The sequence below is a fragment of the Rhizobium sp. UFLA01-1127 genome (genome assembly GCF_059803845.1).
The window spans coordinates 67,539-80,607 of record NZ_JAUQTZ010000007.1; the positions used below are offsets into that span (position 1 = coordinate 67,539).

Below are 13,069 nucleotides of genomic sequence, written 5' to 3' on the forward strand. Positions count from 1 at the left end.
TTGGTCGGTGGAAGAATATGCGAAACGCAACGGTTTGAGCGAGCAAGAACAACGGCGACTGCGACAGCTTTTGGGAGCCTTTGCTACCGCCTCGGAGCTTCGGCACAACACAAGCCGGCCGCCGAGGTGGCGATAGGCGTGCCTGATCGGCAAATGACGTCAAACTTTGCCGGCAGCGCATGCTTTTGCCCGATCAGCCGGAAGACCGGGCAAGTCTAAAGATGGGTGCAGGCGGCGATTGCAGGAGGAGCAAGCGGCCGAGACATTCTCGATACAGCCGGCAATCGCGGAGCCGCGAAAAGCGGGACAACGCATACCGATATCAAGCGTCGAACGGGCTGTCGAATATGCGCTTCACGAATGGCCCACTCTCAGGCAGAGGGGGGCCGCTTCAATATCGCAAAGAGCTCTTCTCAAGGCCTCACGAAGACCGGGGCGGCAATCGCCTTTGAGACCGCCATGCGGGTGGTAGCGGCATGGTCATAATGCCGTTGTTTGAATAGTTATCGGGGTATCTTGAGTTCGATGCATAATCCCTCTGGATTCCATCTTCGGATGAGGGTGCCCCTGAGCGCTTCAACCGTGAGGCGCTCCAGCTGTGATCCGAAACCATTGGATCCAATGGGCTCGCTTACAGTAGGGCCGTCGATTTCCGTCCATTTCAACGCAAGCTCGTTTCCATTCGATACTTCGATCTCTATTCGACCTCGATCGGTGGAGAGCGCCCCGTATTTGATGGCGTTCGTAGCAAATTCATGAAGAAGAAGAGCAAATGACGTCAGCGAGGAAATCTCCAGCGAAACGTCGTCTCCGTGGAAAGTTATACGCTTCCTATCGCTATCCTGATGGGCGGCAAAGATGACTTCGATCAGACTCGATAGGCTCGTTGAACTCTCGTTATTCGAGGGAGTGTCCGCTTCTCTGAGAATGAGGCTGTGGGCTGCGGCCAATGCTCCGATACGTGCGCGGAGATCCGCAGCCAGGGCGTGGACGGTTACCGCAGTTCTTTCGCTCAGGGAGATCAGGGAGTTCATCACGGAAAAGAGGTTTTTCACACGATGATTCATTTCCCTCAGAAGCAGCTCTTGCCGGTCGCGCATGCGCTTTCGCTCGGAAATGTCGCGCGCGATCTTGGACGCACCCACGATGACGCCATCCCGGTTTCTGACGGGAGAGATGGTGAGCGAGATATCCAAAAGCGTTCCGTCCTTGCGGCGCCTGACGGTTTCATAGTGTTCAATTCGCTCGCCACTGCGAATGTGTGCCAGGATAGTGTCCTCTTCGTGCAAACGATCCGGCGGAATAATAAGGGTAATCGGCTGCCCGATCGCTTCAGCGGCAGTAAAGCCGAACAGTAGCTCCGCACTTTTGTTCCAGCTCGTGACGATGCCATCGACGGACTTGCTGATGATGGCGTCATCAGAACTTTCGACGATCGCAGCGAGCAAATTTTCCGCTGAAAGAGGTGTGTGGCCAATATGGCCGGTCGTCATGTGATGGAGGCGGGGTCTTGATGATCCGGTATTTCCTTCCTCACTAAGCGACGATGATGGATGAGTGCCCTTCCTTTCCCCAGGCAATCTACGTCTCCTTTCTTTCATGCAATCCTGTGCGTTAAACCCTTGTATTGGGTGTCACGCCTTCAACATACATAAGTTTGCTTGCCAATTCAGCTTCGTACGCCACCGGACAATTCCAACATCTCCTCGATCACATGTCTGACCGCGGGCTGAAATATGCGCTTGCACGAATTCTCCCTATCGCGCGGCGGCGGCCAGGCATCTAGCCCAATTCGAGAACATGCAGTAAAAAAGGAAGAACCTCAAACGAATAGTTTAAGGCTTTGAGGCGCAATAGCTTCAAGGCCTTTGGCGAACGCAAATTGCTCGTTTGACCAAAGCCTGTGTCAGGTGGATCCGCATATATTTGAGTGTCAGGAGACGGAAAAGCAGACAACCACTCGCCGTTCATCGCCAGTGGCGATAGCGAATGTCGCCTGCTTCAGGTTGTCGGCTGGCAAGCAAGAATGGGTAGTGTGTGGATCTCCATCAAAGCAGGAATGAGATCTCGTGCCCCGCCGGCCAAGGCATGGCGCGGCTTTCACGCCCATCATCCCTTAGCTCTTATCCCGAGGGCGAGACCAATCGCAAAAGCTGTGATCAAGGTGGAGATCGGCCTTTCGCGAACTCGCCGCGTGAAATTGCGAGCGGCGGTTTGACCATCCGACAAGGCGCCGGTTCCGCTGCGGAGGCTGGAACCGAATGCGCCCATGCTGCCGCGATCCTTTCCTGTTGGATCGCCATCTTGGCTGCCTTGCCGATGATCACCCATAGGATAATTGTCCTCGAAGCGATCGATGTGATGACCGGTCTTCCCTTGCGCAGGAGAGGAAGGCGAAGGACCGCCTGGAACCGTGGTGTGGGTCGCAGAGGCTGGGTCCGACGCAGGAAACGTGTCGTCAAGAGCCTCATCGAGTTCGTTTTTCAAGTCGCTTTGCTGTTGCCGCTTCTGCTCTTTCTGCAAGGATCGAACCGCAGGTGAATCATGTTGCTGGGGCATCCGCCGCTCCTGTTGCGAATAAGGTCATGTTTTAGATGTGACCAGGTCCAGGCCTTGTGTCGCTCGATCAGACCAGCTGCCGAATTCCAGGCTGCTGGTCACTCCTGGATAGGCCGAAGAGTTTCCCCTGAAGCGGCGCTTTTCAGTTTTTTCATGCGCTGTTTTCGGGGCGGAAACCGCCATGCGTTTTCCTGGAATTGCTCTCTAGACCCCGGTCTGTGAATGCCTGCCGCCCGGCCGCGATATGCCGGAAAGTGCCGTCCCGGCCATGCCGTTGCCTGCTTTCGACGCGACGTCCGCCAAGGAAAGAATGCCGACAAGGCGCTTGTCGCGGCTTACCACGGGCAGGCGTCGAAGTTGCTGGTCGGCGAGGTTGCTCATGACGTGATCGACCTCCTCGTCTTCAAAGCAGTATTTGATGTCGGCGCTCATCACCTCGGCAATTTTCACATCTGGCCCTCTACCTCGGGCGATAGCGCGGATGGCTATGTCTCGGTCCGTGATCATGCCGACAAGGCGGTCATTGTCGCCGACCGGTACGATGCCGGCATCGATGTCAGCCATGATCAAGGCCGCATCGCGGATAGATTGGTCCGGATGCGCCATCCGTACGTCTCTGGTCATCGCTTCACTGACTTGCATGATGAAACCTCCATTCCTGTTGGGTACTTCGGATCCGCTAACTGCGGCTGATGAACTTGTTAAATCGACTTTCGTCTGAGGCGGCTGTCTGCTCTTGGTAGAGAAATGCCAGCTCATTGCGGTCGAAGATCGAGAAGAATTGATCCCAGGAAATCTCCTCAAGGGATTCTTCCGGGGTTCCGAAATCGATGCGCAACAGACCGCCATCTCCCTTGGTTTTGACGCGGGCCGGGTGGCCGCCCCGCGCCTCTACCCATCGGCGAATTTCATCATGATCAATTGTCGTCTTCGATGCAGTCATCATCGCGCTCCTTGGTCGTCCGGTCGCGGCGGGTTGGTCATCGTTTGCGGCGGTTGGCGCTTGATGCCGGCTCCACGGTGGTGCAACTGCCAAACGCTTCAAGCCAAACAATGGGCTTGTGGAAAGGTTCCCCCGTGTCGGAAAGTTCACGAGCCGCGCACAGGATTTGAAGGGGACCAAAGATCAAGTCGTTGCCGTTGTTCATCAAGGCTCGTGCTTGTTCGCAGGGCGGGCAGCCCGCCTTATTCTCTCATTCAGCCTGATCACTTTCCGATAATGATGAAGGGGCGGCAGAAGAGCGCGTCGGCAGCACCGGCAAAAGCTTATAGGACGGCGTCTTCGATCTTTGATCGTGATGGCCTAGCGGAAATAGCGGATTGGCCTCCGGATAATAGGCTGCGCAACATCCCTGTGGAATTGCGTAGGCGACGATCCGCAATCCCGAAACATAGCGGTCGGTTGTGCCCTCCAGTGCCGTATGAAGCTCGATCCGGTCACCTTCTGCGAAGCCGAGGCGGGCGATATCGTCGGGATTCATGAAGACAACCATTCTCGTCCCGTCCACGCCGCGAAAGCGGTCGCTATAGCCATAGACAGTCGTATTGAACTGGTCGTTGGAGCGGAGTGTCGCAAGATTGAGGATGCGGGTCGGATCGCCTTTTATGTCGAACTGCGGGAACAGGCGGCGTGGGGCGATGAAATTCGCTTTTCCCGAGGTCGTGACCCATTTGCGTTCGCGTGCTGGGATGGGTCGCGGAAACCCTCCCGGCTGGAACAGCCGCCCGTTATAGTCCTTGAACGTCTCCGGATAGGTCTGTTCGATCGCCTCGCGGATTTTCGAATAATCTGCCACCCACCGGTCCCAGGGTACCTTGTCATTATCGAGCGTCGCCTTTGCCAGTCCGGCAATGATTGCCGGCTCGGAAAGCAGGTCCGCGCTTGCCGGCGTTGCCCGTCCTCTCGATCCATGAAAATGCGCAATGGAACTTTCGATCGAAACGGCTTGCGGCCCGCTTTCCTGTTCGTCGATTTCGAGGCGTCCAAGGCAGGGGAGAAGATAGGCGATTTCGCCGTGTACGACATGCGATCGATTGAGCTTCGTGGCGATTGCGACAGTCAGGCGCAAATTTCGCCAAGCTCTCTCCATGATTTCGGTATCGGGAATGGCGCGCAGAAAATTGCCTCCCAAGCCGATGAACGCCCGGCTCTTTCCGGTTAACATCGCGTTGCAGGTATCGACGGTCGAGCGTCCGGTCCATGTCGGAGGCTCGAACTGATAAAGCTGGGCCAGCTTATCGAGCGGGACGAGCCCCGGCTTTTCGGTAATACCGACCGTGCGTTGCCCCTGCACGTTGGAATGGCCGCGGATCGAGCAAATGTTTGCGCCCGGTTTGCCGATATTGCCGCGCAGCAGTGCAAGATTGGCGATCATATGGACATTGTCGACGCCCATGACATGCTGCGTTACCCCCATTCCATAGGCAATCAGAACCGCATTGGAATTCGCATAGATATCGGCAGCCCCCTCCATCTCTTCTCGGCTAAGGCCGGAAATGCGTTGCAATTCTTCCCATGAATGGCTTCTTGCAACCGTTGCGAACGCCTCAAATCCGCTGGTGTGTTCCTTGATGAAATCATGATCCAGGACATGCTTTTTGTCTGATGCTGCGATCGACGCTGCGAAGGCGACCTCGGCGGCATTGGTCTGATCCTTCGGCGTGGCGTCTGCGCCGGCGATCTTGCTGGCGCCGGTCAGGCGCAATGCGTCGTCCCTTTCGATCAGAGCCTTGCAAACGCCGAATAGGGCGGCAGTGTCGCCCCCGTTGCGCACCTGATAATATTTCTTGGAAATGATCGTTTCCTTGCCCGTCAGCATCTGACTCGGTGCCTGTGGATTCTTGAAACGCTCCAGCCCGCGTTCGTGCAGCAGGTTGATCGTGACGATGGGAACACCCCTGTCTGCGGCATCTTGAAGGTCGTGGAGCAGGCGGGGGGAGGAGGTCCCGACGTTCTGCGCGATATAAAATATGCAATCGCAGTTATGAAAATCCGAGAGGATTGCCGTGCCGACGGATGCCCCGATGCTTTGGGGCAGGCCAACCGAAGTGCTCTCGTGACACATGTTCGATGAGTCAGGCAGGTTGTTGCTCCCATAAATGCGGGCAAAGAGCTGATACATATAGGATGCTTCGAGCGAGGCGCGACCGGAAGTATAAAAGTCCACCTGCTCGGGAGCCAAGGCGCGCAGCTCTCGCCCGATTTCGGCGAACGCCGCCTGCCATTCGACAGGCTCGTATCTGTCGCTGGAAGGATTGAACCGCATCGGCTGGGTCAGGCGCCCTTGTTCTTCGAGTTCGTGGTCGCTCCAGCTCGACAGCTCAGTCAATGTATAGCGCGCGAAGAATGACGCATCCGCCTTTCGATTCGTGATTTCCCAGGCCGTAGCTTTTGCACCATTTTCGCAAAATTCCAGCGGATGCGGCTTGGCAGGCTTTGCCCAAGCGCAGCTGACGCACATATAACCATCGGGCTTGTTTTGATGAGCGAGCAAGGCGGCGCCTTTTGCCGGGACATGTTCGTGAAAAAGGACATGGCTTACAGATTTTGCCGATCCCCAGCCGCCAGCCGGCCCGTCATAGGCGCGAATCTTGGGATGATCTCTTGGTTCACTGGTCATTGCCGCATTCCTCCGAAATCGAATAGAACTACGAGGGGCGAGCTTGGTTCCTTTGCCGCAGAGAACTTGCACGCGTTAACAAAAGTTGAAGAAATGGCGCACAAATTCGCAGAGGCGGCTCTTCTCTAACTTGCCGTCCGGCAGAGGAACATGAGACCGTTGGCTTTCAGATCTGTGCTGAACCGAGAGGCCGAGATTTCACAGGATGAGCGGGACGCAGATGTCCAGATATAAGGTGATGGTGCTCAGCAGCAACCAAGACTTTATACCCGGCGAGATTAAGGCTGCATGGCGTGCCGTCCAGGTCGAGCTGATCGGGCCGGTCGCGCCTGACGCGGCAGGGCAATGGCATCTAAACGATGCCCATGGCGTACTACTGGATGTTAATGAACCGGCCGACGTTCTGTTTCGAATATCGGAGGATTTAGACGCGGCTGCGATTCCCTATCTTTTCATCCTCGAAGATCCAGGCGTCCACAGAGCCCGTGGACCATTCGTATTAACGGCGCATGCCGATGACATCGTCCCTATTTTGTCGAAGTTGTTTGAGACTGATAGCAATATCCAACGGCATTAGGTCCCGCACTCATGCCGATGGAGTATCGCAGGCAAACTGTACATCGACATCAATAACGGCAGCGCCTGTTCATTGGAGCTAAGCGGGAGCTGGGTTCTCTCGTCGCGATGAAACGTTCGTTTGCCTGTGACTTCCTCGCCTTGTACTTTGCAAGCTTGGCCATCTTATATCGATGCTCATTGCTCTAAAGGCTAGTTCGTGACCGGTGGCCATGCAGCGAGCTGCGATATCTTTGGCGCCTGCAACTGGCAACGGATATTGGTCTGCCAGCGTACATTCCTTGTCGTACGGATAGAAGGGGAGTAGTCTCTTCCTGCTATGGACTGGCCGTTCATGGACAGCGGAGCATGCTACATGCTGCGCATAGAGAAGAGGAAGCGCAATCATGTCCGCTCCCCAACAGTCGATCGTTCGGAATAAGCTGCTTTCCGTGCTTCCCTTGTCAAACTATGAGCAGGTAACGGTTGAACTCGATCATGTCATCCTGCCTTGGGGACCTTGCTGAGGGAAATCGGACAGCCGATCGATCGGCTCTTGAAGAGTTTGCCCAGGATGCCTGCGGCTGGCCGGAGCAGGAGTATCGACGTTTGATGAAGGACCCATTTTGATGTGAAAGGGCCAAAGGCAACAAGGGCTGTCGGTGAGACACAGAACATGAAACAGTTCTCATGATACGCTATTTCTTTCATATTCGTCGCGACGGCGAAATTGTCGAAGACCGCGAGGGCGACGAGTTCGCAACCCCCGACGATGCGCGGTCGAGCGCAGTCAAGGCTGTCCGGGAGCTGGTTGCCGCGCGGATCAAAGGTGGTCAACCCGTGGCCGACGAACGCATCGAGGCGCGCGATAGCGCGGGTGAACTGCAATTTACCATCTCATTCCACGATGTCGTACGTGATCATCTGAAATAGTAGACATTACGAATCGCCAATCGGTCGTCGATATTCCTCCTCCGGCTTTCCGTAGAAGCCGCCTGCGAATTCCTCCAATCCCTTTCGATCGCGGATGGTGATGCGGCCGCGCTCGGCCCGCACGGAACTTCCTCCTTTCAAGAATATGCAAGGCCGTCGTTATGCTCGGCCGTTTGACGCTCAGCATGGAGGAAATGAAGTCATGCGACAGCGCGTTTCATCGCCGTCGACACGGTCGTGACACATCAGCAGCCAGCGGGCGAGGCGTTCGTCGACGTGGCAATTGGCGTTGCATAATGTGGTGTAGGAAATCTGCGACGCGAAGGTTTGAGTGAAGCGCGCCAGAAGATTGGAAAGCGCGGGATTCTCAGGAAAAGCCGCCAAAAGATGGTTCAAAGGTATGCGCAGGGCAGTGCCCTCGACCTGCATGAAGACTTCGTAAAGGCTGATCGTTCCGCCGACCCCTGCCGGCATCGGTTTGCTGGCCATCCGCCAAAAATGGTCACGACAGATCCTATGCGGCTGCATAGAAAGTAGACATCGTCAATCAGGCAGTTGGCTTCCGCTATGCCGAAACCGCGTGCAGGCCTTCAGTGTCGTCCTCGCGGTCGATGATAAAAAGGAGAGGCACCCGCCGGCCTGGGTGACGAATGAAATTCCCGTTTTTCGTCAGGCAACCGGGTCGCTCCCTCGGCATCCTTATATGCTTCAAGGAGGCGACCGTCGCCGTCGCGGGCAAAACGATGGCCACGGTTCGGCCAAAGTCGCGGTCGCACTCGATAATGATTGCCTGCTTCCTTCTATTTGTTGAGATCTCTCTATTTGTTGAGATCTCTGGCCATCTGAAGATGGTGTTCCAGGGCAGGGCGCGTTTTCGCTGCCCATGCCTTCAGATCGGCATTGTCGCCACCTTCGGCATAGCGCTTGAACAGATCCACGGCATTCTTATGGGCCTTCACCTGATCGGAGTGATAGCGCTGGTTGAAGCGCACGCCGTTCAGGCTATTCAGGGTCTTCATCATGGATTGCTGGCTCGAACTCATGGCGGTCGGCAGCGACGCCTTCACCTTGCCTGATGACACCAATGCTTTGAGCTCGTCGGTGGTTTTTTGATGGTCGGTCACCATTTGCTGGGCAAAGGCTTTCGTTGCGTCATCGCCTCGCTCGAGCGCAAGCTTGCTGGAGGCAATTTCGAAGATGTCGCTCGTCGCTGCCTCCTTGACGAAATCAGTCGTCTTAGGCGCCACGCCAACCAAAGAGTTCACGCCCGTTTTTTCGGCGGCGGATTGGGGAAAGGCGGGGGCGGCGAACAGGACCGCAAGAGCAACAATAATTTCTCGTTTCATCGGGATCTCCGTGGTTCGTTGCCATTAGAACAACCAAGCGGTTCAAGAGTTCCCAAGCATCTCCCACATTCGCGCGAAAATTCGGTCGTCGCGGTCATCCGCAAACGGAGGCAGATGCCTTTGCTGCAAGGCACTTGAGATCGCCGGGTGGTGCTGGCCATCTAAGATCACATGATACGACTTGCCGATGCGCCGCTTGTCGACGCCGACGACGCGATGTCGCTGATCCTTGTTGTGCTTGCCGGAAGTCGAGCCGGTGCCACGAATGCCGTCGGCACCTCACCTGTCATGCCAGCCTTTGACTGGGACATGTCCGATGAACAGGTTGCGACTGTCCTAACCTATGTTCGCAACCCAGGCCCGTCTCGGCACCGGCCCGAATGCGGAGGGCGATCGAGGTGGTGGAATCCCATTGAAGTGTGCCGTCCCCCTCAAGCGCATCCGTCGGAATTTTGTAGGCGAAACATTCAATCCCGCCGATGGCCGGTGCGGCTCTCATGTCTCGTCTCCGCCAGATAGCCAGCCTGCAAACAACTGCTTGAGCGTGCCCGTGACGATCCCGGATTCGTGGGGATCGCCCTTCATTAGAGCTCGGCTGATATGCTGCATCTGCTCGAACGTGATGTGCGGCGGAAGGGGAGGCACTTCCGGATCGGTCTTGACCTCAAGGACAACCGGCCGGTCGCAAAGCAATGCATCGTCCCAGGCCTGCCCGACCTCTTCCGGTCGATCGACGTAAATGCCCTTGAGTCCGATCATTTCGGCGAAGCGATGGTAAGGGACATTCGGAATATCCTGCGAGGCATCGAATTTGGGGTCGCCCTCCATTACGCGCTGTTCCCACGTCACCTGATTGAGGTCCTCATTGTTGAAGACGCAAATTATAAGGGTGGGACTGGACCATTGTCTCCAGTATTTCGCGACGGTGATGAGTTCGGCCATGTTGTTCATTTGCATGGCACCATCGCCAACCAGTCCGATAACGGGTCGACCGGGGTGCGCAAACTTGGCGGCGATTGCGTAGGGAACGGCGGCACCCATGGAGGCCAAGCCGCCTGAAAGCGATGCCATCATTCCGCGCTTCATCTTCAGATCGCGAGCATACCAGTTCGCGCAGGAGCCGGAATCGCTGGTGACGATGGCGTGATCGGGCAATCGCGACGACAATTCCCATGCCACGCGCTGAGGATTGACCGGATCGGCCTTGGCCAATGCACGTTCCTCAAGTGTTTTCCACCATTCCCGCACATTGTCGGCGATCTCCTGACGCCACTCGTCACCCTTTTGCGAAAGCAGCGGCAAGAGTGCTCTGAGCGTCTCCGCCGCATCGCCCACCAGGCCTACGTCCGCCGGATATCTGAGCGACAGCATGCTTGGTGCTATGTCGATCTGAACGGCTTTTGCCTCGCCTTCCTCGGGAAGGAATTCGGAATAGGGGAAGCCAGAACCGATTGTCAGCAAGGTGTCGCAGGAGGCCATAAGGTCCCACGAGGGCTTGGTGCCGAGGAGCCCGATCGATCCGGTGACCCAAGGCAAATCGTCAGGCAGGGCAGCCTTGCCAAGCAACGCCTTGGCAGCCCCGGCGCCGAGGCGATCGGCGACAGCGATGACTTCATTCGTGGCATGAAGCGCACCGGCACCGACGAGAATCGCGCATTTCCTGCCCTGATTGAGAATGTCGGCGGCGTCTTTGAGATCGTCGGCGTGAGGCACAACGCGCGCCGGCCTGAAGCCAACTCCGGAATGTACCGTACCATGCTTGCGTGGCGGCTCCTGATAGGGCATCTCCTGGAGGTCGTTGGGAAGGATGATGGCGGTCACCGTCTTATTCGCCAGCGCAATCCGCGCGGCGCGATCAACCAAATGGCGCACCTGTGCCGGTAGCGAGGCCTGGTGAACGAAATCGCCGGCCACATCCTTGAACAACGAGGCAAGATCGACTTCTTGCTGATAGTGACCGCCGATGGCGCGCCTGGCCTGCTGGCCGACAATCGCCAGAACCGGCTGGTGATCTAGGCGAGCGTCGTAAAGGCCGGTCACCAGGTGGGCGGCGCCTGGGCCGGAGGTCGCAATGCATACGCCGAGTTTTCCGGTGAACTTCGCATACGCGCATGCCATGAACGCCGCCATTTCTTCATGGCGCGCCTGGACGAATGAGATCTTCTCCTTCGACCTGTTCAGAGCCCCAAAGACGCCATTGATGCCATCACCCGGGTATCCGAATATGCGCCGAACACCCCACTGATGAAGGCGCTCGACAAGGAAGTCGCCAACCGTCATCGCCATTTTGTTCTCCACGAAGGAAATCGATAGAAATCGCCACTCTCGTCGAACACACGGCAGCTGGGAAATGTTCCCGTTCCTGGTTTGCGGATTTGCAATGAGGGGCGCGAGCGCAAAGAGCTAGATCATCAGTCTGAGGGGTCTTCCGCTTGAAAGAGCAGGAGTGGCATTGACGGGTGGGATGTGAGGCAGGGCTTATGGGAAATTGCCTTTGGATCTGCGGTTGCGGAAAGGCGGACTTGCCGGTTTCGGTTTCATCGGTAGATTGGTCTTGATGCAGTCGAACTGTGGCGCGTCGATGCCCGGCAATTGAACCGTGGCGACGTTGATCCTGCTGCCGAGAATAACTGGGCTCGACAGGCTCGAAGCCGTTCCTCGCGTCTCGCCCGCCCGCGCATAGGACCATGCGATTGGTCCCGGATGAAGTCCAACTGGGGTATCAAATGCATGTGACGTGCGGGCGATGCCAATGTTCTTAGCGGATATTTTTGCTGCTTGCCTCGATCATGGGCAGTTTGAAGTAGCAGCTGGATTGGCGGCTTGATCTTGTTTCATCGTCGTGGTGTTCTTTGATGTCGACGTTCCATTGCAGTCGCTGGCCTTGCCGCCATTGCTGCTGGCGCCGTTGCCACTCGTGCCATTGCTATTGGTGGTGCCGGCGCCAGAACCGTTGCTTGTCCCTGCGCCATTCGTGCCGTTGCCGGATCCGGAATTCGAATTTGTCGTCGTTCCTGAATTGGTTCCGGTGTTCGAACCAGATCCACTGCTACCGGATTGTTGTGCGAATGCCGATGATGCAAGGCCGATGGAAAGAAATGATACGGCGAGAACTTTCATAAACATGGTCTTCTCCTAGCTGTCTTGTGTTGACCGACATCGAACAAGAATGAATCTGACTTGTTCCCAAAATCTCTTTTGCCGCCCGCCGTGGCATTCAATCTGATGTGATCAGCACAAGACGACAGATGATGGCGCAGGAGAGAGAGAGCGACGAACACGCCTCATCGCGGCGCAAGCGATGCCCAGCTCGACGTTGCGATATCGTTCATGCCGGAACATTTGCCCCTTCGCCATGTTCGGTTGTTGCCTTCGAGGGGCGTTACGGCGCTCCAATGGCGCACGCAAGGGAGATTGGACGGATTTCCCATCTCCGTCACTGAAATAGATCCATACGGAGGCGATGATGGGTGATGGCTCCGAAATTTCTCGCAGGACCATGCCCGGCGGCATGGCGGTTGGCGCTTTGGCGGTTTCGTCCAGCGCAGCACCGGCAAAACAGAGGAATTCCGGGAACATCCGACCCGATCAGCTGGAAAATCCGGCTACAAAATACCCGAGGCCGCCCTTCCCGATGCGGCTCTGGACGCCAATAGATAGAAGCTTCGAAGGACCAGATGCCATAGGTAGGGCCTCTATTATCCTGAAAATCTCTCGCTGCCTCGGCAAGATCAGATCCGATGATCCTGTTCGAATGCCCGAAAACCGGCTTCTCCCGGTTTCTTGCCTCGCGCAGCAGAGGGGAAAAATTTCACCGTCGGGGAACATAGTCGCGGTTCGACTGTTCGAAGCAGGATTTGAATATCGGAGAACGCAATGAAAGCGCCGACCTGGCATGGCAAGCACGATATTCGCTGCGAACGTGTTCCTGATCCGCAGATCGAGGCAGACCGTAATATTATCGTCAAGGCAACGGCACGCGCCATATGCGGCTCCGACCGTCATTTTTACACCCCGTTCGAATGACTTCCTGGCTGCATCTGTGCATCGACATGC

12 protein-coding genes and 1 pseudogene are annotated in these 13,069 nt (G+C 56.4%); 3 read left to right on the forward strand and 10 right to left on the reverse strand.

The window, feature by feature from the left end; all coding sequences use genetic code 11:
* Positions 1-503: 503 nt before the first annotated feature.
* From Q4Q11_RS03290 to Q4Q11_RS03315, 6 genes are all read right to left on the reverse strand, one after another.
* On the reverse strand, positions 504-1,493 hold the full coding sequence (locus Q4Q11_RS03290; RefSeq protein WP_498568613.1) for a PAS domain S-box protein: 990 nt from the start codon (positions 1,491-1,493) through the stop codon (positions 504-506).
* Between the two features lie 616 nt (positions 1,494-2,109).
* The gene (locus Q4Q11_RS03295; RefSeq protein ID WP_498568614.1) at positions 2,110-2,523 is read right to left on the reverse strand and encodes a hypothetical protein; all 414 of its coding nucleotides are present in this window, start codon (positions 2,521-2,523) and stop codon (positions 2,110-2,112) included.
* Positions 2,524-2,583: 60 nt separating this feature from the next.
* Positions 2,584-2,742 (reverse strand): hypothetical protein, encoded by a 159-nt coding sequence (locus Q4Q11_RS03300; protein WP_498568615.1) that lies wholly within the window; start codon positions 2,740-2,742, stop codon positions 2,584-2,586.
* A 21-nt stretch (positions 2,743-2,763) separates the two neighbouring features.
* Positions 2,764-3,201, reverse strand: coding sequence for a CBS domain-containing protein (locus Q4Q11_RS03305; RefSeq protein ID WP_498568616.1), 438 nt, complete (start codon positions 3,199-3,201; stop codon positions 2,764-2,766).
* A gap of 37 nt (positions 3,202-3,238) precedes the next feature.
* Positions 3,239-3,502 (reverse strand): hypothetical protein, encoded by a 264-nt coding sequence (locus tag Q4Q11_RS03310; protein WP_113217023.1) that lies wholly within the window; start codon positions 3,500-3,502, stop codon positions 3,239-3,241.
* A 250-nt stretch (positions 3,503-3,752) separates the two neighbouring features.
* Positions 3,753-6,179, reverse strand: coding sequence for an FdhF/YdeP family oxidoreductase (locus Q4Q11_RS03315; RefSeq protein WP_498568617.1), 2,427 nt, complete (start codon positions 6,177-6,179; stop codon positions 3,753-3,755).
* Positions 6,180-6,399: 220 nt separating this feature from the next.
* On the opposite strand from Q4Q11_RS03315, the gene Q4Q11_RS03320 reads away from it, so the two are divergent.
* Positions 6,400-6,756 carry a hypothetical protein gene (locus Q4Q11_RS03320; RefSeq protein WP_498568618.1) on the forward strand — a complete coding sequence of 119 codons (357 nt, stop codon included), beginning with the start codon at positions 6,400-6,402 and terminating at the stop codon, positions 6,754-6,756.
* 668 nt (positions 6,757-7,424) lie between these two features.
* Positions 7,425-7,667 carry a DUF6894 family protein gene (locus Q4Q11_RS03325; RefSeq protein WP_498568619.1) on the forward strand — a complete coding sequence of 81 codons (243 nt, stop codon included), beginning with the start codon at positions 7,425-7,427 and terminating at the stop codon, positions 7,665-7,667.
* Between the two features lie 180 nt (positions 7,668-7,847).
* Here the strand turns inward: Q4Q11_RS03325 and Q4Q11_RS03330 are convergent, their stop codons facing one another.
* From Q4Q11_RS03330 to Q4Q11_RS03345, 4 genes are all read right to left on the reverse strand, one after another.
* A complete protein-coding gene (locus Q4Q11_RS03330; RefSeq protein WP_498568620.1) occupies positions 7,848-8,096 on the reverse strand; it encodes a cyclic nucleotide-binding domain-containing protein in 249 nt (82 codons plus the stop codon).
* Between the two features lie 389 nt (positions 8,097-8,485).
* The gene (locus Q4Q11_RS03335; RefSeq protein WP_498568621.1) at positions 8,486-9,013 is read right to left on the reverse strand and encodes a DUF4142 domain-containing protein; all 528 of its coding nucleotides are present in this window, start codon (positions 9,011-9,013) and stop codon (positions 8,486-8,488) included.
* Between the two features lie 495 nt (positions 9,014-9,508).
* Entirely contained in the window at positions 9,509-11,299 is a 1,791-nt protein-coding gene (locus Q4Q11_RS03340; RefSeq protein ID WP_498568622.1) for a thiamine pyrophosphate-requiring protein, read from the reverse strand.
* 501 nt (positions 11,300-11,800) lie between these two features.
* Entirely contained in the window at positions 11,801-12,139 is a 339-nt protein-coding gene (locus tag Q4Q11_RS03345) for a hypothetical protein (protein WP_498568623.1), read from the reverse strand.
* A 750-nt stretch (positions 12,140-12,889) separates the two neighbouring features.
* Between Q4Q11_RS03345 and Q4Q11_RS03350 the strand changes: the two are divergent.
* Positions 12,890-13,024 (forward strand): annotated as a pseudogene (locus Q4Q11_RS03350) (glutathione-dependent formaldehyde dehydrogenase); the annotation flags it as partial.
* Positions 13,025-13,069: the final 45 nt, after the last annotated feature.